The organism is Litoribacillus peritrichatus (genome assembly GCF_039537985.1).
GTDB lineage: Bacteria > Pseudomonadota > Gammaproteobacteria > Pseudomonadales > Litoribrevibacteraceae > Litoribacillus > Litoribacillus peritrichatus.
In genome coordinates, this window is the sequence record NZ_BAABBN010000004.1 from 370,465 (window position 1) to 394,347 (window position 23,883).

General features: G+C 45.3%; 20 protein-coding genes and 2 tRNA genes. 16 read left to right on the forward strand and 6 right to left on the reverse strand.

Going from position 1 to position 23,883, the window contains the following annotated elements:
• Positions 1 to 85 precede the first annotated feature (85 nt).
• A complete protein-coding gene (locus tag ABD744_RS02825) occupies positions 86 to 415 on the reverse strand; it encodes a hypothetical protein (protein ID WP_344795253.1) in 330 nt (109 codons plus the stop codon).
• A gap of 275 nt (positions 416 to 690) precedes the next feature.
• Here ABD744_RS02825 and ABD744_RS02830 point away from each other — a divergent pair, with 275 nt between their 5' ends.
• The 8 genes from ABD744_RS02830 to ABD744_RS02865 all read left to right on the forward strand — a co-directional run bounded on the left by ABD744_RS02830 (position 691) and on the right by ABD744_RS02865 (position 11,349).
• Positions 691 to 2,199, forward strand: a complete 1,509-nt coding sequence (locus ABD744_RS02830; RefSeq protein WP_344795255.1) for a sigma-54 interaction domain-containing protein — start codon at positions 691 to 693, stop codon at positions 2,197 to 2,199.
• A 59-nt stretch (positions 2,200 to 2,258) separates the two neighbouring features.
• Complete coding sequence (locus tag ABD744_RS02835; protein WP_344795257.1) at positions 2,259 to 3,071, forward strand: pseudouridine synthase; 813 nt, start codon at positions 2,259 to 2,261, stop codon at positions 3,069 to 3,071.
• A gap of 211 nt (positions 3,072 to 3,282) precedes the next feature.
• A complete protein-coding gene (gene ccoG, locus ABD744_RS02840) occupies positions 3,283 to 4,722 on the forward strand; it encodes a cytochrome c oxidase accessory protein CcoG (RefSeq protein ID WP_344795259.1) in 1,440 nt (479 codons plus the stop codon).
• A gap of 125 nt (positions 4,723 to 4,847) precedes the next feature.
• Positions 4,848 to 5,477 (forward strand): glutathione S-transferase family protein, encoded by a 630-nt coding sequence (locus ABD744_RS02845; protein ID WP_344795261.1) that lies wholly within the window; start codon positions 4,848 to 4,850, stop codon positions 5,475 to 5,477.
• Between the two features lie 354 nt (positions 5,478 to 5,831).
• Positions 5,832 to 6,875: a GGDEF domain-containing protein gene (locus ABD744_RS02850; RefSeq protein ID WP_344795263.1), complete on the forward strand. Its 1,044-nt coding sequence runs from the start codon at positions 5,832 to 5,834 to the stop codon at positions 6,873 to 6,875.
• 186 nt (positions 6,876 to 7,061) lie between these two features.
• Positions 7,062 to 8,135, forward strand: coding sequence for a helix-turn-helix transcriptional regulator (locus tag ABD744_RS02855; protein ID WP_344795265.1), 1,074 nt, complete (start codon positions 7,062 to 7,064; stop codon positions 8,133 to 8,135).
• Positions 8,136 to 8,389: 254 nt separating this feature from the next.
• A complete protein-coding gene (locus ABD744_RS02860) occupies positions 8,390 to 10,036 on the forward strand; it encodes a parallel beta-helix domain-containing protein (RefSeq protein ID WP_344795267.1) in 1,647 nt (548 codons plus the stop codon).
• Between the two features lie 26 nt (positions 10,037 to 10,062).
• Complete coding sequence (locus tag ABD744_RS02865; RefSeq protein WP_344795269.1) at positions 10,063 to 11,349, forward strand: SO2930 family diheme c-type cytochrome; 1,287 nt, start codon at positions 10,063 to 10,065, stop codon at positions 11,347 to 11,349.
• Positions 11,350 to 11,513: 164 nt separating this feature from the next.
• On the opposite strand, the gene ABD744_RS02870 is transcribed toward ABD744_RS02865, so the two are convergent.
• Positions 11,514 to 12,482 carry a ChaN family lipoprotein gene (locus ABD744_RS02870; protein ID WP_344795271.1) on the reverse strand — a complete coding sequence of 323 codons (969 nt, stop codon included), beginning with the start codon at positions 12,480 to 12,482 and terminating at the stop codon, positions 11,514 to 11,516.
• Between the two features lie 41 nt (positions 12,483 to 12,523).
• Here ABD744_RS02870 and ABD744_RS02875 point away from each other — a divergent pair, with 41 nt between their 5' ends.
• Together ABD744_RS02875 and ABD744_RS02880 are read left to right on the forward strand one after the other, a co-directional pair.
• The gene (locus ABD744_RS02875; protein ID WP_344795273.1) at positions 12,524 to 13,177 is read left to right on the forward strand and encodes a methyltransferase domain-containing protein; all 654 of its coding nucleotides are present in this window, start codon (positions 12,524 to 12,526) and stop codon (positions 13,175 to 13,177) included.
• A 122-nt stretch (positions 13,178 to 13,299) separates the two neighbouring features.
• Positions 13,300 to 13,935 carry a MiaE family protein gene (locus ABD744_RS02880; protein ID WP_344795275.1) on the forward strand — a complete coding sequence of 212 codons (636 nt, stop codon included), beginning with the start codon at positions 13,300 to 13,302 and terminating at the stop codon, positions 13,933 to 13,935.
• 87 nt (positions 13,936 to 14,022) lie between these two features.
• Here the strand turns inward: ABD744_RS02880 and ABD744_RS02885 are convergent, their stop codons facing one another.
• From ABD744_RS02885 to ABD744_RS02895, 3 genes are all read right to left on the reverse strand, one after another.
• Positions 14,023 to 15,594, reverse strand: coding sequence for a cation:proton antiporter domain-containing protein (locus ABD744_RS02885; protein ID WP_344795277.1), 1,572 nt, complete (start codon positions 15,592 to 15,594; stop codon positions 14,023 to 14,025).
• A 103-nt stretch (positions 15,595 to 15,697) separates the two neighbouring features.
• Entirely contained in the window at positions 15,698 to 16,438 is a 741-nt protein-coding gene (locus ABD744_RS02890) for a UDP-2,3-diacylglucosamine diphosphatase (RefSeq protein ID WP_344795279.1), read from the reverse strand.
• A 10-nt stretch (positions 16,439 to 16,448) separates the two neighbouring features.
• The gene (locus ABD744_RS02895; RefSeq protein ID WP_344795281.1) at positions 16,449 to 16,946 is read right to left on the reverse strand and encodes a peptidylprolyl isomerase; all 498 of its coding nucleotides are present in this window, start codon (positions 16,944 to 16,946) and stop codon (positions 16,449 to 16,451) included.
• Positions 16,947 to 17,097: 151 nt separating this feature from the next.
• Between ABD744_RS02895 and ABD744_RS02900 the strand changes: the two genes are divergently transcribed.
• Entirely contained in the window at positions 17,098 to 18,777 is a 1,680-nt protein-coding gene (locus ABD744_RS02900; protein WP_344795283.1) for a glutamine--tRNA ligase/YqeY domain fusion protein, read from the forward strand.
• A gap of 90 nt (positions 18,778 to 18,867) precedes the next feature.
• On the opposite strand, the gene folD is transcribed toward ABD744_RS02900, so the two are convergent.
• Positions 18,868 to 19,725, reverse strand: a complete 858-nt coding sequence (gene folD, locus ABD744_RS02905) for a bifunctional methylenetetrahydrofolate dehydrogenase/methenyltetrahydrofolate cyclohydrolase FolD (RefSeq protein ID WP_344795285.1) — start codon at positions 19,723 to 19,725, stop codon at positions 18,868 to 18,870.
• A 228-nt stretch (positions 19,726 to 19,953) separates the two neighbouring features.
• On the opposite strand from folD, the gene ABD744_RS02910 reads away from it, so the two are divergent.
• From ABD744_RS02910 to clpX, 5 genes are all read left to right on the forward strand, one after another.
• Positions 19,954 to 20,030: transfer RNA gene (locus ABD744_RS02910), tRNA-Arg, on the forward strand.
• A 17-nt stretch (positions 20,031 to 20,047) separates the two neighbouring features.
• Positions 20,048 to 20,132, forward strand: a tRNA-Leu gene (locus ABD744_RS02915).
• A gap of 216 nt (positions 20,133 to 20,348) precedes the next feature.
• Complete coding sequence (gene tig / locus ABD744_RS02920; RefSeq protein ID WP_344795287.1) at positions 20,349 to 21,659, forward strand: trigger factor; 1,311 nt, start codon at positions 20,349 to 20,351, stop codon at positions 21,657 to 21,659.
• Between the two features lie 222 nt (positions 21,660 to 21,881).
• Complete coding sequence (clpP, locus tag ABD744_RS02925; protein ID WP_344797697.1) at positions 21,882 to 22,487, forward strand: ATP-dependent Clp endopeptidase proteolytic subunit ClpP; 606 nt, start codon at positions 21,882 to 21,884, stop codon at positions 22,485 to 22,487.
• A gap of 67 nt (positions 22,488 to 22,554) precedes the next feature.
• The gene (gene clpX / locus ABD744_RS02930; protein WP_344795289.1) at positions 22,555 to 23,841 is read left to right on the forward strand and encodes an ATP-dependent Clp protease ATP-binding subunit ClpX; all 1,287 of its coding nucleotides are present in this window, start codon (positions 22,555 to 22,557) and stop codon (positions 23,839 to 23,841) included.
• The last annotated feature ends 42 nt before the right edge of the window (positions 23,842 to 23,883 follow it).

Sequence of the window (23,883 nt, forward strand, 5' to 3'; positions counted from 1 at the left end):
GTTCGGGCTTTTTTGTTAAAGGTGTGATGAGTATAAACATGAAGTTGGCCTGAGTTGAATTATGTATGATTTCAAGCGAACTCAGTTATTTTATGTCCTTCATGGATGCTCGAATGTAATCCGTTTCACCGTAAGCCTCTAGGATGGATATTTCTCTCAGCAGCTGGTTGGGGTCTATGCAGGTGGGCCTGTCCTCTAAATGACTGTGACCTAAGCTGCTGCCTGAAAAATCCCACTCTATGAGAAAACCCATGCTGGCGGGGTTTTCTAAAAAACGGCGCATTATTGGACTGTAACGCTCTTCCAGGATGTCCAGCGTTCGTTGTTTTAGAGGCGTAAGGCTTTCAAAAATGACGCTCCATTTGGCGATTTCCTGTTGTTGCTTGTCATTTCTTCCAGCAAAAGCATGAACCATTGTTGCCTCCTGTATCTTTCCTCATGTGGTTATTACTGGCGTCGTAGCTAAAGCGCTACATTGAATTGAGCCCTTTAACTCGATTCAGTAATCCTTTAAGTCTAGTTCGAAGGTATTAATATGGCTCGCTATTGATATGTGAGTTAATAGCTCTTTCGGATGGGCGGTTCGTAAAAAGACGACTTTAAAACCTGATTAATGTCAGTGAGGGTAACTCTCTAAGTTGCTAGAATGGTTGTTTAATGGATTTGTTATGACAGTTGAGTTTCAAAACTATGGCGCTTAAAAATAAACCGAATCAAGCAATGATGGGCTTGCGAAATGATAATTCGGTGGATGAGTTTGTACAGCGATATGAGCTGATTCTAAGTTCAATGAGCGAAGGCGTTTATGGGCTGGATACAGAAGGGAGGGCGACGTTTGTGAATCCGGCGGCGGAGCAAATTACCGGATGGACGGCAGGGGAAACCATCGGTCATATGATTCACGGAATGCATCATCATACCAAACCGGATGGCAGTCCTTACCCTCAGCATGAATGCCCTATTTTTAAAACGGCTAAGACGGGTGTGCAGCATGCCATAGAGTATGAGCTGTTTTGGCGAAAAGACGGTACCAGTTTTCCTGTTGAATATTCCAGTACGCCCATTTATATGAATGGAGATATCGTCGGTGCTGTGGTGGTCTTTAAAGATATTTCGGAGCGAAAACAGGCGGAAGCGAAACTTCAGCAGGCATTCCATCAAGTAAAAGTCTTAACGGAAAAGCTCGAAGCTGAGAATCGTTACCTCAAGGATGAAATGGAGGATGAGCTGGATTTATCGAGTTTGATCGGTGGTAGCTCTGCATTGAAGTCGGTTCAGGTTCAGATCGAACAGGTTGCGCCTACCGACGCTTCGGTGTTAATCCAGGGAGAGAGTGGAACGGGCAAGGAGTTAATTGCCCACGCGATATACCAATCAAGCCTTCGAAAAAAACAACCCATTGTGAAAGTGAATTGTGGTGCCATTCCTTCTAATTTGGTTGAGAGTGAATTGTTTGGTCATGAAAAAGGGGCGTTTACCGGGGCCATTGGGCGCCATATTGGCCGCTTTGAGTTGGCAAATGGCGGCACACTATTTCTGGACGAAGTGGGGGAGTTACCACTGAATGTTCAGGTTAAGCTATTGCGTGTGTTGCAAGAAGGTGAGATCGAGCGAGTGGGGGGCACAGGCACCATTCCGGTGGATGTTCGGGTCATTGCAGCAACAAATCGTGACTTGAGAGTCATGGTGGATGAAGGGCAGTTCCGGTCTGATTTGTATTATCGATTGAATGTTTTTCCGTTAATTTCGCCGCCGTTACGTGACAGAAAAGAAGACATTCCGGCCTTAATTCAGTTTCGATTGCGCAAACTGGAAAAGCAGTTAGGAAAAAGTTTGTTGGGTGTTACGCCTGAAACCATGTCTCAGTTCATGAGTTATCAGTGGCCTGGTAATATCCGGGAGTTAAATAATCTTCTGGAGAGGGCCGCAATCATTAGCGCAACGCCTTGGTTGGAGGTTTCAGGGCTTGAACCTTCGTACCAAAGGAAAGGCAGCGTGACTTCCTCGGTTGCTAAGACGTTATCTTGTTTTTCTGCAAATATGACCATGGCTGAAGCCGAACGAAATCATATCGTCTCGGTTTTGGACTCCGTGGGGTGGTTAATTGCGGGGAAGGGAGGGGCCGCAGAAGTGCTTGACCTGCCGCCGAGTACGTTGCGTTCGAAAATGAAAAAGCTGAATATTCAGCGACCATTGTGACGTGGTAAATCCAGTAGAATAGCTCAGTTAATCCAGTACATTTAATTCAGTAATAGCTAATGAAATTAGAAATCCTTTATATTGACGACAATCTTGTGGCCATCAATAAACCGGCGGGTTTGTTGGTGCATCGTGGTGAACGTGATAAACCGGGTACCTTAATGGCCTTGCAGTTGTTGCGTGATCAGCTTGGGCGAAGAGTTTACCCTGTTCACCGCTTGGATAGAGCAACATCAGGCGTGATGATCTTTGCCTTGAATTCTGAAACCGCAAGTGTGATGGTGGATCAGTGGCGGGAGCGGGATGTTGAGAAACGGTACTTGGCCATCACAAGAGGCTTTATGCCGGATGAAGTGCATTTGGATTATGCCATGTCTCCACCGATTGATCGCTTTGCTCGCCGGCCAAAGGTTAAACCACCTCAGGAAGCAATTACCGATTTCCGGTGTTTGGCTACAGTAGAGATACCGATAGCAATTGATAAATACCCTCAGTCTCGGTATTCGCTGGTTGAGGCTTTACCTCGGACGGGAAGAAAGCATCAGATTCGTCGTCATTTAAAACACCTTAATCATCCGATTATTGGCGATACCCGTTATGGGAAAGGGCGTCATACTCAATATTTTAGGGATCATTTTCAGTCACCAAGAATGTTACTTCATTCCTGGAAATTGTCTTTCATTCACCCTTATTCAAAGCAGTCATTAACTTTGATTGCTGGTCTGGACACCGTTTGGTGTTCGCTGCTTGAACGATTTGACTGGCTTAGTGCTTTACCTCAAACGTTACTTTCTGCGACCGATAAAAGCCCCGGTGAGGACGCGTCTCGTGTACTTCCTGTTCTGCCTGGGGATGACTTGCCAGAGCCGTAGTCACGACATTGATTAAACGAAATACCGTGCGCACGTTATTTCGTGTCTGTATTTGGTTTTGTTGTTGAGGTGTTCACTTTTCCTGGATTGATAATTCTAATTAAATCAATGTGTTAGTTTATTCGAGTGTCGATTTTTAAAGCTTGGTTTGATGGTACATCGCTTGCAATAGATGCCTGTGACAAGATTTTCTTGATGAGACAGGTAAGTAATGAATAGCAAAATAGATGTAAAGCAACTCGAATCAGAGCCTTCTTTAAGTATTGTAGAAAGCTTCAACCAAAACGTTCAATCCAGTGAAAAAATTCAAGTTAAAGCGGCTACAGGTTTTCACAGTAATCTAAGAAAGATCGTAGCGGGGCTGGGTTTTTTAGCGTTTTTTGGTTGTGTCTGGCTGCAATGGGGAGGCCATCAGGCGGTGCTCTGGGATTTATCCAATCGCCAGTTCTTAATTTTCGGCCTTACTGTTTGGCCTCAGGATTTGTATTTGCTTTCGTTTGCTCTGGTGATCAGTGCTTTTGGCTTGTTTGCTGTGACGACCTTGTATGGCAGGGTGTGGTGTGGATATGCCTGCCCTCAAAGCACCTGGTCATGGGTGTTTATCTGGATCGAGAACTACGTTGAAGGCGACAGAAATAAACGCAGGAAGCTGGATAAGCAGCCTTGGTCTTTAAGTAAATTTGCTAAGAAATCGCTCAAGCATCTGGGTTGGTTTACGGTGGCATTTTTCACCGGGTTGACGTTTGTGGGCTATTTCACACCCATCAGAGAGTTGGTGGCAGACATAATCAGCCTGGATATTTCATTAATTGCCTTGAGTTGGGTGATGCTGTTTACCGTCCTGACCTATTTGAATGCTGGGTGGTTGCGAGAGCAGGTTTGTTTGCATATGTGCCCATACGCGCGTTTTCAGGCTGTAATGTTTGACAGTAATACCATGGTCATTTCTTACGATGAAGAAAGGGGTGAACCCAGAACGGCGTCAAAAAGGAAACGAAACCCGGAGTGGGTAGAAGGAAGCCAACCGGCGGTCGGTGATTGTGTGGATTGTACCTTGTGTGTTCAGGTGTGCCCGACGGACATTGATATTCGGGATGGTCTTCAGTATGAGTGTATCAGCTGCGGAAAGTGCATTGATGCGTGCAACAGCGTGATGGATAAGATGGGATTTGCCCGAGGCCTGATCAGTTATACCAGCGAGAATAAACTCAAACATAAAGCGTCCTCTTTTTTTTCGAAACGTTTTTTGGGCTATTCAACGGTGTTGACCATCATGGTTGGCTGTCTTACGTTTGGTGTCCTGACCTTACCAACGGTGGACTTAGAAGTGGATCGCGGCAGAGGTGCCAGTTTATACCGGGAGAACTATCTGGGCGATATTGTGAACAGTTATAACCTGAGGGTGATGAACAAAACGCAAACCACCCAAACGTTTGAAGTGAAAGTGACCGGTTTGGACTACAAAACGGTGGAAGGCCTTGAGCCTGTTACTTTGGATGTGGGTGAAGTCAGTCAGTTACCGGTTGCGGTCACGGTAAAACTTGAGAAGTTATCCGAACGGGTTTCGCCGATTCAGTTTGAAGTCTGGAATGTTAATGATCCAGACCAGAATGATGTGGTGGAGAGCCGGTTTGTGGCCCCAGTGCATTAACTTAGGATGATGATGGTATAGCGTTCCCTGAAAGGCCTTCACTGAAGGCCTTTCTTATGGGTGACATTTTTATGTAAAGATTCTATGCTCTGCCAGAACAAATTCAACAGTATGAAGGACTCTACATGATCAAAGTCTATGGTTACCCGAAAACACGTGCGACCCGAATCGTTTGGTTGCTGGAAGAGATGGGGATCGATTACCAATATTGTTTAGTGGACTTTGCAAAGGGGGAGTCTCAGTCGCCCGAGTTTTTGAAAGTGAATCCGGCGGGTAAAGTGCCTGCCGTTGAAATGGATGGATTTGTTATGATCGAGTCGGGCGCGATCGTTACACATCTAGCGGATAAGTATTCGGCCGGTGAGCTGATCCCTGAAACGGGCACGGCTGAACGCGCACGCTATGAGCAGTGGAGTTACTTTGCATTAACCGAACTTGAGCAGCCATTGTGGACATTGGGTAAACATAAATTTGCATTGCCTAAGAAATATCGTGTTGAAGCTGCGTTACCGACTGCAGCCTGGGAGTTTCAAAAAGCGTTGAAATTACTCAGTGAAGGTTTGGGCGATAAGCAATATATGCTGGGCGATAAATTTACCGCAGTGGATATTTTAATGGCGCAAACCCTGCGTTGGGGGATTAATTTCAAACAGCCTGTAGAGCAGGAAAACCTGCTGGCCTATTTGGAACAAGTGGAATCACGGCCTGCCCGAGAAAAAGCACTGCAAAGAGAAGCGGCAGAAGCTTCCGCTTAACTGAACCAATATCTTAGGCTCCTGACGTGCGTGAACTGAATTCTATATTCTCAGTTTCGAGCTTCAGGGGCTGTTTATAGAACAATATTGTTTGTCAAAATCATCGCTCTTATCTCACGGCCATTCGTCTATCTGTCCATTTATTTATACTTATTTCTGATGTAATGTTGTTGATCGAAAAATGACCTTTTTGAATGTGTTGTTCCGTCTATACAACACTGAATTTTACAAATGTTAACTTAAGTGGTGTAGAACCGAACACATAACTTCGAGTACGTTTGGAAAATGCTCATAATTTTGAGTGGATTAAAAAATTACAATAACAATATCAGACAATCGAAAATAAGTAGTCTTATGTCAGGGATCGGACTGGAAAATACTCGAAGAAACGATGCTTTAAGCTCTTCATTGTGCTTGTTGGGTACCTTCTTTCTGACAGTATTTGGTATTAAATCCTATTTGTCGGGCTTGCCTTCGTATGGCATGGGTCTGATCATTTTTGCGTTTTGCACTTTTCTGGTTTGGCTTCAATTTCAACTGACTAAGAATTGGCTGGTGTTTCAGGCGATGATCTGCCTGGGGTTTTCGTTTTTGTATCTTTTTCTTTTGGCCTCCGGTGGTCAGGAAAATACAGGCCTTTTGTGGTGTTATGCGTATCCGCTGATCGTTTTTTCTTTGTTTGGAAGTCGGTTAGGGGCATTGCTGGTGGGTGTCGTGCTGATTCTTTCTTGCGTGATTTTATACGTTCCGGATTTATCATTCGTCAGTCACGGTTATACCGATGATATTAAATATCGCTTTACTGGTTCTATTTTGTTTGTGACTGCGATGGGTTACATGATGGAGAACTCAAGAATGCAAGCTCAGCGAAAAAGCGATGAAGCGAATGCCGTATTGAAGTCGATGGCGCACCGGGATGAATTAACCGGTTTGTTTAACCGAAGGGGCATTAAAGAATGTCATGGTTCTGATGCTCACCTGGATTGTTCATCTCAACCGGAGATGACAGTGGCGGTGTGTGACTTAGACCACTTCAAGAAAATAAATGATCAATACGGACACGACGTTGGTGATGAGGTGTTAAAGTTGGTCGCCAATAAGTTGAAGACTTGTCTAAGGGAGTCTGATCTGATTGGACGCTGGGGTGGTGAAGAGTTTTTGATTTTGTTGCCGAAAACCACACTGAAAGAAGGTTATGTGCTCATTGACCGGGTTCGTCAGGTTATTGCGGAATGCGAATACAAGGTCGGCGACGAGCTGATTACTCTATCGATCAGTTCTGGGTTAAGCTCTACCCGGTATTATGACTCCTGGGATAGTTTAATAAAGGCGGCGGATAAGCATCTTTACCGTGCAAAGAATCAAGGTCGAAACTGCACTTGTACCACTGAGCACTGAAGGCTGTTATCAGAGCTTCGGTGCGGAGGTTTGGGTTCTGAAAACCCTGGATCTGGCATGCAGTTATTCATTTCTGATAGTTTTATTAATTATTTCCTTTCAAAGCATACTGACCTCTGGGTAGTATTATTTCCATATGGAAGACTTCCAAATGGAAGCTTGTGACGTTCTGGTTGAGGGTAAAGTGTGGAGTTTTTAACTGGCTTCGGGTTGGCGTGTTTGTCATTGATTTTTGTATTAATTGCCCGTGATTTTGGCCGTTTAACCGTTGCCAAGGTGTTTCTTGCGTTGTTATTTGCGGCAGGGGGGTTTCTTTTGCACCCTTTGGTGCCCTCTCAATATCACTGGTTCACCATTGATCTGCAGGTCATGGTGCCGGGGTTATTTTGGCTTTTATGTCAGTTTGCGTTTACGGATCGGCCCAAATTAAAGTCGGTTTGGGCCGTGATGGCGCTTTACACCGCATTGGCTCCTATTACCGCCCGAGCTTTCTGGGATCGAGATGTGGTTGAGGGAGGTATACAGTTCTTTGGCTGGACGTTCGGGGAGTGGCTGGAATATCCGGTAATTTTAAATGGTTTATGGGTCATTGTTTCCAACTGGTCGAATGATTTGGTGGAGTCTCGTCGTCGGTTACGGGTTGCGATGTTGGTGATTGTTGGCTTTGCTGTTGGCAGTGCGGTGGTCTCCTTGAATTTTCGTTTGGCGGGTGAATACACTCGCGCAATCATTGTGTCTGTGTCCACATTTACGGTGGCGCTTCTCATGCTTAAAGGCAGAACCGGTGCGCTATATGGTGAGGCTCCCGAGCCTAAGCCTCCAGCGGAGTTGATTTTGCAGGCTGAGGAGGAACTTGAACCTGCTTTTGAAGGCGAGAAAGAAACTGTTTCTGATGCTGTGCCAGACGAAAATACACTTCAGAAAGAAGATGAAAAGAAGTTGCATACGGTTATGGCGAAAGGTTTTTATCGCACGGAGAACTTAACGCTGCGAATGTTGGCAAAAGAAATCGGGTTGCCTGAATATAAAACCCGAACTTTAATCAATCAAACCATGGGCTATCGTAATTTCAATGATTATATAAATCAGTTGCGGATCAGTGAGGCTGCTCAGCGTTTAATTGAAGACCCAGAAGTGCCCATTTTAAATATTTCTTTGGATGTGGGGTATCGTTCTATCAGTTCTTTCAATCGTGCTTTTAAAGACATTATGTCTTTGTCACCCACTTCTTACCGGCAAGAAACCATTCAAAAAAACTAATGGTAAATTCTTAGGTGTAGGCTGCGAACTCGGTGCCTAATTTTCAGAATGTTGCTCAAAAAGTGCAAATGGAGTTTTTGAGCAACCATAATTCATTGAATTGCAAACCCTTTCTAACCCCTGTAAATACTGACTATTCAAGAATTTGCATATGAGTTTTGTAATTTGAAAATAGCTTCTGCTCGTCGGCGGTAGCCAAACTCTTTAATTTCTAACTCGTAATAATTACAAAAATAAGTGTTTGGAGATTAGGAATGAAGAATCGAAATTTGAAGCCTGCCTGGTTAAAGAAAAGCTTGTACTTGTGTCTAACCGCTGCCTTGTTAGCGGGTTGTAGCAGTGATGACGGAAAAGACGGAACCAACGGTCTTAATGGGGCTGATGGTGCAGCAGGCGCTGCTGGTGCCGATGGTAATGGAAATCAAGATCCTTCGTTGGTGACAACGTCCGGCTACGCGTTTCCTTCGGACGCCATATTTGTTGCTCCAAACGCTCAGGATGGAGACAACATCACGGCAGACTTATTGCTGGCATTGTTTGATGCCCCTGCGGGAAGCACCGTGGTGATGCCTAAAGGCAGTTTCGTGGTTGATGAAACGATTACGGTTGCTAACGCCAATGAATTAACGTTAACCGGTTATGGAATTACAGACACTAAGCTCGATTTCACCGGGGCTACCGGGGATGACGCATTTCGTTTTGAAGCTGGTCTCGATATTACTATTCGTGATTTTGGTGTTTACGAGGCCAATAAAAACGGCATTAAAGTGGTGGGCGTTAACGGTGTTCATCTAACGTATACCGCGACCATCTGGGAAGGTGCTCTGGAAGCGGATAACGGTGCATATGGGTTGTATCCTCTGCAGAGTCAAAACATCTTAATGGAGCATAACTATGCCCGTGGTTCTGCGGATGCCGGTATTTATGTTGGCCAGTCCAATAACATTGTGGTGCGTAACAATATAGCCAAAGAAAACGTGGCAGGCATTGAGATTGAGAACTCAAACAATGCTGATGTGTATAACAACCTGGCGGTGGGTAATACCGGCGGTATTTTGGTGTTTGATCTGCCTGGGCTGGATCAGGCTTATGGTGGAAACGTCCGCGTATTTAATAATGAATCATACGCCAATAATGCTGAAAACTTTGCCGGTGGTGGTGCGGTGAGCATTGTTCCTCCGGGTACGGGTATTTTGATTTTTGCCACCAGTGGTGTGGAAATTTACAACAATACATTGACGGATAACGAAACCTCAGCCATTGAGATAGCAAGTTATTTCTTATCCGATGCGGATGTGGCCAATTATCCGGCAAATTATGGCGGAACCATGGCCAATGGTTGGAGCCCGCAAATCAAAAACGTTTATATGCACGACAACATCATCAAGCGTTCAGGTGCAAATCCTCGCGGAACCTTGCTTACTGATATCGTGAATGGTTACACCGCACCTGTTGCTTTGGGTGGAAAAGGCGAAACTATGCCGGCCATTCTGTACGGCGGCATTGGTGAGTTACTTTCAAATGCAGGCGCTTTGGCTGCGTTTAACGGTTTGATCACTGATCAGGATGCCATAGATGATGGTGTTAACTATAACCCATACACGGCTGCTGACTTGATTTGTGCCAATAACAATATCAATGATAATGAAGCGGCGGCTTTGCCTCAGTTCCCGGATGTGAACATTGGTTTGGTGTATGGCACGGACCCTACCGACAATGCACCTGCTAACTTTGATGGCGACGGTAACCCGGTGCCTACCTTACGAAGCGAACCATTGCAGGGCAATGCCACACTGCTTAACTGCACCTTGGATCGGCTGGCGCCAACAGAAGTGACTTTCCGTGGGAAGACTTACGGCTGTTCTGGTGATGACCTGGCTGAACCGGCCTGTTCTTTATAAGTCTGTCTGCTTAGAAGGTGTATGTTATGAAAATGAAAGAACTACATAAACTGATGTGTGGCAGCTTGGTGTTGCTTGCAACGACCTTAGGGTTGAGTGCGTGCAGTGACAGTGACTCGTCTGGCTCAAGCAGTTCAGCTCCAACGGCCAATTCCAGTTCGGTAAACGACGGTGCCGGTGCGCCTGATGGTCAGGAAGGTTCGTGCGATGCAGAAACTATAGGCGTCAATTGGAATGCTTTGATGACGAAAACCTGCCCGAACTTGTCCGATTACAATTTGTTTAAGGACAGCTCTGATCCTACTGATAATCCGAACACTGGTGGTATGCCTTATGGCTTATCGACCGCGTTGTTCACGGATTATGCCACTAAGTATCGCTATGTTTTTGTGCCTGAAGGTGAAAAAGCCGAGTATACCGAAAATGAGGTTCTGGACTTCCCGGTGGGTACGGTATTGGTTAAAACCTTTGCCTTGCCGGAGAACACCGCGTTCAGAGACGGCGCAGAAACCGTGATTGAAACGCGCCTTTTGGTTCATCGCGAGTCAGGATGGAAAGCGCTGCCTTATTATTGGGACACCGAAAACGATGCTTCTTTGGCCATTACAGGCAAAAGCATTGCAAATATGACGACCAATCATAACGGCGTGGATTTGAACTTCACTTATCAGGTGCCTAAGGCAACGTCCTGTACTTCATGTCACTCTGTAGTGCCTATTCTACAGGGGCCAGATGACCGTCGTCAGGCAATTTTCAAACCGATCGGGCCTAAAGCAAGGTTCTTGAATCGGGACTTTGATTACGCCGACAGCAGTATGAATCAACTTGTTTATTGGCAAGAGCAGGGCATTTTGGACAATTTGCCAGCGGATTTATCCACTGTGTCTAAGGCGCCAGTGTTTGACGATTCAACGGATATTGGCGCTTTGACGGCCGCAGAAGTGGATGACGCAGCAAAAGCCTACCTGGATATTAACTGTGCGCATTGTCATCGCTCTGAGCTTAGTTTGCCTGAACCAAATTACGCAGGGCCAGCGGGAAGCAGTGGCGTGAATGTGGAATATAACCGTGTTTATGCTGACAATCCGACCAAGTTTGGTACTTGTAAAGTGCCCGTGGCCGGCGGTCATGAAGACTATTCAGCCGACGTTGTGCCGCAGGATGCAGGTGATTCGTATTTGTTGTTCAGAATGAGCACGAATGATCAGCGTCATCGTATGCCGGAACTGGGTCGTTCGACGGTGCATCAGGAAGGAGTTGATCTGATTGCCGCCTGGATCAACGGATTGCCAGCTGCGAGTTGCACCCCGTAGTGCGTTATTAATTGATTGTATATTTTTCTCTTGTTAGGGGTTCTGGCTGAGTTTTACAGAAGCCCCACCGGTTACCAACTTGCTAGTGGTGAGCGTTTGGCAGCTAAAGTGACCTTTGGCTGCCTTTTTTGTTTGCGGGGTTTAAAACTCATTGGTACTAAGAGTTAAAGCTGATTGCCTTTGGCTTTGATGTCGTCGCAATAGTCTCTGTTACTCCACTTGGGTGTGAACCATAAATAATCGGCCGTTTGATCATCGACCTTCAGGTAATCAGAAGGTTCTGTTTTGCCCGGTTCAACTTCCACTATTTGTACAATCAGACTGGTAGCTTTGGGTTCTAGCTGCGCCAGATGAACAGGAACGCCAAGTGTTTTGTTCGCATGAAAATTACCGGTTATGAGTATGTTTTTGGGGGCTGATGAATTGACCATCGAGAACGCTAAACTGGCGTCTTTCGCTATTTGGATTTTGCTCATAGGCCCAACCTGGGACATAGGCATTAATTCGCAGTGTTGTTCAAAAATGTATTTGTCCAGCGTTAACATTTGAGCGTCGTTAAGCACATTCATGGTGGTGAATCGGTTGGCGGGTTTGAGAGACGCCGGGTTTGCTGAATACAGGGTCATGATCTGTTCTTTGGGCAGGTTGCCGCCAGAAATGGTTGCGCCTTTGTTTAGCGAAGTCTGAAGCAGAGGCAGGTACATTTGAGGTGCCCAACCTGAGGTTTGAAAGTTGGCGGCCGTTGCTATGTCACTTGTTAGGGAGGATGCGTTTAGCGTGTCCAGCTGGCTTTGCTGGTCGTAGGTCATCATTTCATAGGTTACTTGGTATTTCGCATTGGGCAGCAGCTGAGTGAGTAGCCAGTTTTGAAGCAGGTGGTGATCCGGGTTGTCGTGTTTTTCGCCGATCAGCACATAGTCCGCTTCAGCAAGCTCTTCCACTAACTGGCTGTCAGAAATACTGTGCTGTGTATCGGTTTTGATGATGTGGCCAACCAATGGGTGATTCATTTCCAGCTCGGACTGCCACTGTACTTCTGTTTGAGGGTAATAGGCACACGCAGTCATTCCTAAAAAAAATACACTCAATAAGCAGTTGGAAGCGTGTTTCAATGTCATAATGCGATTTAACATAGGTTTTAAGTCGATCCTTCATAGGACAATTGGAATTCGGAATGGAACATAACTTCTGGCATAACAAATGGCAAATTAATCAAATAGGTTTTCATCAGCAAGATGCTCATATCGGATTAGTGAACTACTTTCCGAAATTAACAGCGCAGTCCAAAGTAATGGTTCCTTTGTGTGGTAAATCGGTCGATATGATTTGGTTGGCTCAGCAGGGTTGTCGGGTTGTGGGCGTTGAATTGTCTGAAATTGCCGCGCATCATTTTTTGAAAGAAAATAATTTATCGGCGCAAAGAAGTGACATATCGATAGAAGGTGCATCGTTCATCGTGTTTCGTTGTAAAGAACTGTCGATTGATCTTTATATTGGTGATTATCTGAAATTCAAAGGTCAAACGTTCGATGTGATTTATGACCGGGCTGCCTTGGTAGCCTTGCCTGACGTCATGCGCGCTGAATACGTTGATCACAGTAAGCAGTTGCTAAATGAGGGCGGACGATTGTTTATCGTAACGCTGGAATACGACACTGATATTGCGTCAGGCCCACCGTTTTCTGTGGATGAACGTGAGTTAACCGAGCTTTGGCAAGGCGTTTTCAACTTGCTTTCTGAGCAGGAGTTGATTGATCAGGAAGAGCGTTGGCGCAAAAAGGGGTTGTCCAGTTTTGTGGAAAAGACTTGGTTGTGGTCTGAAACGTAAAACGTTGAACCTGAACGGGGGAAGACTGGGTGTTGAATGGAACTTGTTCTGAATCAGTTGTGAGTCCGTTGAACTTGGTTATAATGCCTGCTCGAATTTACGAGACCAGAAGTTGATTAGAAATGCAGCAAGTAGACCCGAAAGCCCTCGAAGAACTGAAAGCCTTTTTACCTTGTGAAACCCCCGACGCTTGGGTTCAGGAGGCTCTGGATAATCAGGAAACGCTGTTGATCAATCATGCTTATCTGGAGAAGTGCGCCGCCAGAACGGCACTGAATCTCATGTTCAAGCATCCGGATAAGCCTGACTTACTGCATAAAATGTCACGTTTGGCGCGTGAAGAGCTAGTTCACTTTGAACAGGTAATGAAAATTATTAAAAAACGAGGGTTGAAGTATAAAGCCCATAAGCCTTCTCGCTATGCAGGGTTGCTTGGGAGCGAGATTCGTAAACAAGACCCGCATCGGGTTGTGGATACGCTGATTGTGGGGGCTTTAATTGAAGCTCGATCGTGCGAGCGTTTTTCTAAATTAGCCCCGCACTTGGATGAAGAGCTGGAGAAATTCTATACCTCGCTTTTAAAATCGGAAGCGCGACATTTTAAAGACTATATCACCCTTGCTGAAAAGTATGCTGGTGAGCCCATTGATGATCGGATCGCGTTTTTTGCTCAGATTGAAAAAGAAGCCATTGAATCACCGGACCCTCAGTTCCGCTTCCATAGTGGTGTCCCAGTGAATGCTGTCCCTACGAAGTAGTCCCACTGATAAGTGTCGCTACGAAGTAGTCCCAGTAAAGTAACTCTATTAACTTCTATTTATTTTTAAGTCATACAATGAGCCTCGTTACTGAGGCTCGTTGATGATTTTTAAACTCTCCTCAGCAAAGCCTGTACCTGCTTCTGAAAAGAAGTTAAATACATGATCAATACCGTAGCTTTGAAGCAGCAGTTGCTCGTCAGCGTATCGAGCGATGCCGGCAATCGAGCCTTTATAGTTGTTAAAGCGAAGTTGTTCGGTAATGTTTTGCATATCGTCAATGGAGGGCAGAGCAAGCATCACCAGTTTTACTTTGTTCAGGTTGATGTTGTCCCAGAAGTCGGCATCTTCTGCATCGCCGAGTACTGCGGGCATGCCATCCTCTGATAAGTTTTTGATGGTGCGGTTGTCTGCATCAATGCCGCAAACGCGCTCGCCAATTTCTTTGTAAAGAGACCTATAGGCCCCTTGGCCTACCCGGCCTAAGCCGATCACAAATACTTCGGCGTTGGGCGGCTGACAAAAAATATCCCGGTTCAGGCGTTGTTCGGATTCGAAGCGACGGATCAGGTGCTTGTTCTTGGCGTAAAATACATGCGCACCTTTGTATGAAATGCTGGTGAAAACGAATGAGATGGATACAGCCAGGGCCACAATCACCAGCCAGTTGTTGTCCAGCCAGCCGGAATTAACACTGAGTACCATCACGATAAGGCCGAATTCACTGAAATTCATTAAGGACAAGCCAGATAAGTAAGACGTTCTTCCTCTGAGTTTTAACCCTGTTAACAGACCAAAATACAATACAGCTTTAAATATCAATAACAGGCAAACACCGAGAGCGATGAAGAACATATCCAGGGTTGGCAGAGCAGTGAAGCCAATGGTTAAGAAAAAACCAATCAGGAACAAGTCTTTAAAACTTAGAAGGGACTTGGCCAGTTCTCCGGCTTTTCGGTGATCAGCCAGTAAGGCTCCGAAAACTAACGCGCCTAGATCGCCTTTCATGCCTACCAGTTCGAACAGCTCATAACCGCCAAAAGCAAACAGAAAGCCGGTGAGCGGGAGCATTTCACCGTGCCCTGAGCGGTCTAGCAATATCTTTAAAAACGGCTTGGAGAATACCAAAAGCAATAAGCCCAGCGCCCAGATACTGGGTAATTCACCCTTGGCAAAGACCAAGAATAATACGGCAGCAAGATCCTGAATGACCAAAATGCCGATGGCTAACTTACCGTGGCGGGTTTTCATTTCTCCGCTTTCTTCCAGTAATTTTACCACGCACACAGTACTACTGAAGCTAAGTGCAAAGGCGATGATGGCGGATGACTGGAGTGTTAAATCAGTGAAGTAAGGTAGCGCGGTGGCGGATAATAAAGTAAACAGGCCGGTCAGCAAGCTGGTCCAGATGGCCATATGAAACAATGTTCCGCCCCAGACCTCGATGCGGGTAAGGTCTTTAATCTGAACTTTCAGGCCGATTGTAAACAGCAGCAGTATGACGCCGTATTTGCCCAGTGCGTAAAGAAGATCATCTGCTTGAAAGCCGTAGGCATGGAGGCCGAAACCTGCAAGTAGGTAGCCAATCAGAGGAGGAAATCCCAGTTGTTTAATAACGAAGCCGAAAATGTAGGCAATCAGAATCCAGATGAAATCCATAAAGTACTCAATATATTATGATGACGCTTTCGGGGGAGCTTATGATGATGCTCCCTAAGTGATTAGCAGAAGAACATTCAGTATTGCAAAATATACAGCTTCCTTATTGATTAATATCAAAATCCACTAAAACCAGCTGGCCTTTATCGTAGCTCAGAAACCAGCCTTTTTTGTCCCAGTCGCCCAAAACAATTCTTTCAGCGTTCGAGCATTGAAGGGCTTGGGCTATTTCCGGCATAGGGTGGCGTTGAGGTCGATGAGTGTGGCCGTGAATTATTAACGGCACGTTTTTTTCAATCATGACCTGTTCTATGGTGTCGATGGTGACATCCAGAATACTGTAGTCGCTGATGTCTCTGGATTTACTTTGAGAGCGAAGTTTGGCACCGATATTTTGGCGAATGCGTTTAGGCAGCTTTAAAAAAAACCATTGCACCAGAGGGTTGTGAACCACTCTGCGGTACTGTTGGTACTTTTCATCACTGGTGCACCAAACATCGCCGTGGGAGAGCAGGGCGTGTGTCAGACCGAGCCGAACAGGGTGCGGGTCAGGCAGCAAGGTTGCCTCTGCGATGTCACAGAATTTTTGGCCGACCAGAAAGTCGCGGTTGCCATGCATGAAATAGGTGGTTACTTGCTTTTCTTTTAGGGTGCCCAGTTTTTCTGCTACTTCTCGCTGAAAATCTGTCATCAGGTCGTCGCCGACCCAAACTTCAAAGAAGTCACCCAGGATGTAAAGGGTGTCTTGAGGCTGGACTTTTTCATCAAGAAATCGATAAAACGCCCGGGTAATGTCCGGGCGTTCTTCTTGCAGATGCAAGTCTGAAATAAACAGAGTGGTCATATAGAGGAAATTACTCTTCGATGATCTCTGCTTTTTCGATGGTTACGGTTTGAGCTGGTACGTCCTGGTAGCCCATGTGAACCGTTGTCGAAACTTTCTTGATTTGGTTTACGATGTCCATGCCTTCTACGACTTTACCGAAAACTGCGTAACCCCAGCCTTCCATCGTTTCTGCTGTATGATCCAGGAATGTGTTGTCAGCCACGTTGATGAAGAACTGTGCTGATGCTGAATGAGGGTCCATGGTGCGAGCCATTGCAATGGTGCCTGTCATGTTGCTTAGGCCATTGTTCGCTTCGTTTTTGATTGGATCGTTCGTGGTTTTTTCTTTCATGTCAGCGTCGAAACCGCCACCCTGAACCATGAAGCCATCGATTACCCGGTGAAAGATCACGCCATCGTAAAAGCCGCTTTTTACGTACTCTTCAAAATTTTTCGCGGTATTTGGTGCCTTTTCGTAATCTAATTGAATATCGATGTTACCAAAATTGGTGGTTAGACGGATCATGGAAAGCCTCATGCTTTGTTAAAATTAATATAAAAGAATCAACCGACCGTAACATGGATCGGTAGCACTAACTTGTGCTCGAAGGTACAATGATACGATTTTGAACGCTTTAAAAAAACACGTTTGTTTGTAGGGATAGTGAATTTTAGATATGACAGCTTCTGAAGCACCAAATACGCCAAGTAATTTTATCCGTCAGATTATTGATAAAGATTTAGCCAGTGGTAAGCACAATCAAGTGATCACACGTTTTCCTCCGGAGCCGAATGGTTACCTGCATGTGGGTCACGCTAAGTCTATTTGTTTGAATTTTGGTATTGCTCAGTCGTATCAAGGTATCTGTAATCTTCGTTTTGACGATACTAATCCTGAGAAAGAGAATCCCGAATACATCGAGTCTATTCGTAACGATGTTGAGTGGCTTGGTTTTCAGTGGAGTGATGATGTTAAGTTTTCTTCCAGCTATTTTGACGCCTTGTATGGGTACGCGATTGAACTGATTGAGAACGGCAAAGCCTATGTGTGCGATTTGACACCGGAAGAAGCCCGAGCACATCGGGGTAACCTGACCGAACCGGGTAAAGACAGTCCTTACCGTAATCGCTCGGTTGCAGAAAATCTGGACTTGTTTGAGCGCATGCGTAAGGGTGAGTTTGAAGAAGGGAAAATGGTGTTGCGTGCCAAGATTGATATGGCCTCGCCAAATATGAATATGCGTGACCCTATCATCTATCGCATACGTTTTGCAGAGCACCATCAGACAGGGGATAAGTGGTGTATTTATCCAATGTATGATTTTACTCATCCGATTTCTGATGCACTGGAAGACATTACTCATTCCTTATGTACGCTTGAATTTGAAGATCATCGCCCATTTTACGATTGGCTGTTGGACAACATTTCACTGGAATGCCACCCTCAGCAAATTGAGTTTGCGCGTTTGCAGTTAAATTACACGGTGACCAGTAAGCGTAAACTAAAGCAGTTGGTGGATGAAGGGCATGTTAGTGCCTGGGATGATCCGCGTATGCCAACCATTTCAGGCATGCGTCGTCGTGGTTACACACCGGCGGCTATTCGTAACTTCTGTGATTCTATTGGTGTGGCAAAGGCAAACAGTACCGTCGATGTGGCGATGTTAGAAGCTGCGATACGGGATGACTTGAATGAGAATTCGCCACGCGCTATGTGTGTTTTGAATCCTCTGAAGATTACCATCACTAATTACCCAGAAGGCCAGGTGGAAACGCTTTCTGCACCGATTCATCCGCAAAAGGAAATGGGTAATCGAGAGCTGCCTTTTACACGCGAAATCCTGATTGATAAAGAGGATTTTCGTGAAGAGGCAAATAAGAAGTTCAAGCGTTTGGTGTTGGGCAAAGAAGTTCGTCTAAGGAATGCCTATGTAATTCAGGCGAACGAGGTGATAAAAGATGAATCGGGTGAGATTGTAGAAATCTTATGTACTTATGACCCGGAAACGTTGGGTAAAAATCCGGCGGATGGTCGTAAAGTGAAAGGTGTGATTCACTGGGTATCTGAGTCCGAATCTTTACCGGCTGAAGTTAGAGTTTACGATCGTTTGTTTTTGGATGAGAATCCGGACGGCAACAAAGAAAAAAGCTTTTTGGAATTAATCAATCCGGATGCGTTTTCAAAAATTACCACTGCGCGCGTAGAGCCGGGAGTGGCAAAATTTGAAGCGGAGCAGGGTTTCCAGTTTGAGCGTGAAGGTTATTTCTGTATTGATCGTTATGACAGCAAGCCTGAGCAACTGGTGTTTAATAAAACGATTGGCTTGAGAGATACGTGGGCTAACTCTGGCGGTTAAGCCGTTGTCGGCGCTAGGGCTGATCCATGTATTAAGCACAAAAAAGCCGGCGAGTTGCCGGCTTTTTTGTGTTTGTGAATAACAGGCTGCTTATTTGTCGTGCAGGGTCTCGCAAGCGTACAGCGTATTTTCCATTAGGGTTGCAACCGTCATTGGGCCTACCCCTCCTGGTACGGGTGTGATCCAGCCAGCTCGTTTTTGTGCTTCTTCAAAACCTACGTCGCCAACTAACTTGCCTGATTCCAGGCGGTTGATGCCTACATCAATTACGATACAGCCCTCTGGAACCCATTCGCCTTTTACGAGGTCTGGCTTGCCGGCGGCGGCAATGATGATATCCGCTTGTGCCAAATGTCCCGGAAGGTCTTTAGTGAATCTGTGTGTTGTGGTGACCGTACAGCCTTTAATGAGTAACTCAAGGCCCATTGGTCGACCGACAATGTTGGATGCGCCCACAATAACAGCATGTTTTCCGTGAAGATCAACGCCAGTGGATTCCAGTAAAGTGATTACGCCTTTAGGGGTGCAGGGGCGCAGAACGGGTAAGCGTTGAGCCAATCGACCCAGATTGTAAGGGTGGAAACCGTCTACGTCTTTGTCGGGTTTGATGCGTTCCAGAAGGTCGTCTGCATTTAAATGGGCTGGCAGAGGTAATTGAACCAAAATGCCGTCGATGGCTTCATCTTCATTTAACTCGTCAATCAGACTTTCCAGGGATTCCTGGGAGGTGTTTTCAGGCAAATCAAATGACTTAGAAAGGAAGCCAACTTGTTGGCAGGACTTGCGCTTATGGGCCACATATACTTGAGATGCCGGGTTTCCTCCGACGAGGACAACGGCTAGTCCTGGTGCTCGCTTGCCTTGCTTTGCACGGTCAGCAACGCGCTCGCCTATCTCCTTTTTGATGTTTTCAGAGATTTGTTTTCCGTCGATAATTTGAGCTGTCATTTTGATTGATACCCCTCTGGATGGGTGTCCTGCCGATAGTTTTTATTTCACTGTAAATTGAAAATAACCATTATTTTTGCAGGGCTGGTAAAATTTGCGCGCATTTTCTCATGACCACCGCTTAAGGGCAAAAAGATATTTCATGTTTTATGAATAAATTTGGGTGAAATAAAAATTATTGGTTGACCGAGAAAAAAAGCTGATTATAATCTGCGTCCATCTTGAGTTGGGGGTGTAGCTCAGCTGGATAGAGCAACGGCCTTCTAAGCCGTAGGTCGCGGGTTCGACTCCTGCCACCCTCGCCATCATCAAGATACTTGTTGCGGAAGTGGTGAAATTGGTAGACACGCTGGATTTAGGTTCCAGTGCTTCACGGCGTGAGAGTTCGAGTCTCTCCTTCCGCACCATTCTTTATGTTTCCTTTCTGTTTTTAAGACCCTGTACAGTCAATTAATATCAGCTTTTGTCTATAACTGTGCCAGTATTTTGTTCGTTGCATATTTTTCTTGATTCCTTTGGCATCAATCCTTAAAGTAGCGGTTTATTTTTTTGCCGTACTGGTGCTGGAATGTGCATCAATAAATTGGCGTCACTACGAATTAAGTTAAGTTTGAGGAAGTTCCATGCAAGTTTCAGTAGAAACAACATCAGGCCTAGAGCGCAAAATGACAGTAGGTATTCCTTCTGATCGTATCGATACAGAAGTGAATAACCGCCTAAAAGACACTGCTAAGCGCGTTCGAATTGACGGCTTCCGCCCTGGCAAAGTTCCAATGAGCGAAGTTAAGCGTCGTTATGGCTTAGGTGCTCGCCAGGAAGTTCTAAGCGAATTAATGCGTTCAACGTATTTTGAAGCGGTAATGCAAGAGAAGTTGAACCCAGCGGGTGCTCCTTCTATTGAGCCTGTTGAAGCTGCTTCAGAAGGTGAATTCTCTTATGTTGCTACATTTGAAGTTTACCCTGAAATTGAGCCAAAAGGCCTTGAAGCAATCAGTGTTGTTCGTCCGAACGTAGAAATTAAAGACGAAGACGTTGCTGAAATGATCGATATCCTACGTAAGCAACAAGCTACTTGGGAAGAAGTTGATCGTGCTGCCGCTGATGGCGATCAGGTAACGATTGATTATGTTGGTACTAAAGACGGTGAAGAGTTCGACGGCGGCAAAGCTGAAAACGCACCGTTAGTTTTGGGCTCAAACAGCTTTATTCCTGGTTTTGAAGAGGGCCTTGTGGGCGCTAAAGCCGGTGAAGAAAAAGTACTGGATCTTACTTTCCCTGAAGACTATGGCAACAAAGATCTGGCAGGTGCAGCAGTACAGTTTACTGTAACTGTTAAAGCGGTTTCTGAGCAGAAGCTGGCAGAGCTGAACGAAGAGTTCTATGAGCGTTTCGGCGTGCAGGACAACAGCGAAGAGTCTTTCCGTGCTGAAGTGTTGAAAAACATGGAACGCGAGCTATCTCAAGCGGTTAAGAACAAAGTTAAAACACAAGTGATGGATGGTTTGGTTGAGCAAAACGAAACTGACATTCCTGCATCTCTTGTGAATGAAGAAATCGATCGCATGCGTGAGCAGGCTGTACAACAGTTTGGCGGTGGTGCTCAGGGTTTTGATCCTAAGTCTCTTCCGGCTGAAATGTTCCAGGATCAGGCTAAGAAGCGTGTTCATGTAGGTTTGGTTGTTGCGGAAATCATTAAAACGAATGAATTGACTGCAGACGACGAAAAAGTAGATGCGATGCTTCAGGAAATGGCATCTGTTTATCAAGAGCCTCAGCAAGTAATTGACTGGTACAAGAACAACCCTGAACAGCTGAATCAGCTGAAAGCGGTAGTTTTGGAAGAGCAGGTTGTTGAAAAAGTGTTAGCTTCAGCTCAGGTTGAAGAAAAAACGATGGGTTATCAGGAAGCAGTTAAGCCTGAAGGCCAAGCTTAATCCTGAACACTCTGTTTAGAGATTAAATCAATAGCATCTGTCGCGAGTGGTTCCATTCGGCAACGACAGGTGCTATTTTTGTATCAGAGTACACAAATAAAACTAATAGTCTGATTTTGCTTACAATTTGAGCAGTTTTTCAGGGAAATCCGAAATTCTTTAGGGAGTGGGCAGTTAATGATTAACTATCCTTTTGGTAACCAGTTTTCTTCAACTGAAGGTATGAATGTAACTGATCCGAGTGCAGCGCTTGTTCCAATGGTTATCGAGCAAACTTCTCGAGGCGAACGTTCATACGATATTTATTCTCGTCTGTTAAAAGAGCGTGTGATCTTTCTTGTTGGCCAGGTTGAAGATCATATGGCGAATTTGATTGTTGCTCAGTTATTGTTTCTTGAGTCAGAAAACCCAGACAAAGATATTCATTTGTATATTAACTCTCCTGGTGGTTCTGTGACTGCGGGTCTTTCGATCTATGACACAATGCAATTCATTAAGCCGAATGTAAGCACTATGTGTATTGGGCAGGCTTGCTCAATGGGTGCATTTTTGTTGGCGGCAGGGGAGAAAGGTAAGCGTTTTGCCTTGCCTAATTCGCGCGTTATGATTCACCAGCCAAGCGGTGGTGCTCAAGGCCAGGCATCAGACATAAAGATTCACGCTCAGGAAATTCTTGACCTTCGTGATCGTTTGAATCAAACGTTGGCAGATCATACCGGGCAGCCTTTAGAGGCCATTGAGCGTGATACCGAACGAGATAACTTTATGTCGGCAAATCAGGCAAAAGAATATGGTTTAGTGGATGCAGTACTCGACAGACGAGTATAGGCGTCCTAATATAGCCTAAAATGAAGCCATTTTTTATGGCAGTGTATAGAAAGATACGGAGTAGTCGATGTCCGACGAAACCAAAAACAAAGGCGACGATAACGGAAAACTTCTTTATTGTTCGTTTTGTGGTAAGAGTCAACACGAAGTAAAGAAGCTGATTGCTGGTCCTTCGGTTTTCATTTGCGATGAGTGTGTTGATCTTTGTAATGATATTATCCGTGAAGAGGTTCAGGAAGCTGAAGCTGAATCACAGGGTGATCGTTTACCTACGCCTCTGGAAATCAAAGAGACCTTGGACGAATACGTCATTGGTCAGGATAAGGCTAAGGTAGTTTTATCGGTTGCTGTATATAACCACTACAAGCGTTTGCGCTATGGTGACCGTGCCGGTGAAGTCGAATTAGGTAAGAGTAATATTCTTCTGATTGGTCCGACCGGTAGTGGTAAAACATTATTGGCTGACACGCTTGCACGTTTATTGAATGTTCCTTTCACGATTGCTGACGCTACCACGCTTACTGAAGCGGGTTATGTGGGCGAGGATGTGGAAAACATCATTCAGAAGCTTCTTCAGAAATGCGATTATGATGTAGAACGAGCTCAAATGGGCATTGTTTACATTGATGAGATTGATAAAATTTCTCGTAAGTCTGATAACCCATCCATTACGCGTGACGTATCGGGTGAGGGTGTTCAGCAAGCATTGTTGAAGCTTATCGAAGGGACTGTTGCATCTGTGCCTCCTCAGGGCGGACGTAAACATCCTCAGCAGGAATTTTTACAAGTTGATACTTCAAACGTTTTGTTTATCTGTGGCGGTGCATTTGCGGGCTTGGATAAAGTAATACGTGATCGTACAGAGAAAAGTGGTATTGGTTTCTCTGCGGTGGTATCCAGCAAAGACGACTCTAAACAAGTTGGTGAAGTGCTGAATGAAGTCGAGACTGAAGATTTGGTTCGATATGGTTTGATTCCGGAATTTGTTGGTCGTCTTCCTGTGGTTGCGACACTGACAGAACTGGATGAAGATGCTTTAATCGAGATTTTGGTTGAACCGAAGAATTCTCTCACAAAGCAATACATCAAGTTGTTTGAAATGGAAGGTGTAGAGCTTGAATTCAGAGATGAAGCATTACGTGCTGTGGCTAAAAAAGCTTTAGTGCGTAAAACAGGTGCTCGTGGTCTGCGTTCAATTCTTGAATCTGTACTTCTATCTACCATGTACCGTATTCCATCCGAAGAGAATGTGAGTAAGGTCGTGATTGATGAGAGCGTGATTAGCTCAGACGCTGAGCCCCTTCTTATTTATGAATCTCAAGACGCACCCAAGGTCGCATCTTCTGAAGATTAAAAAATAAAGGCCCTTTTTAGGGCCTTTTCCTTGTTTTTATAC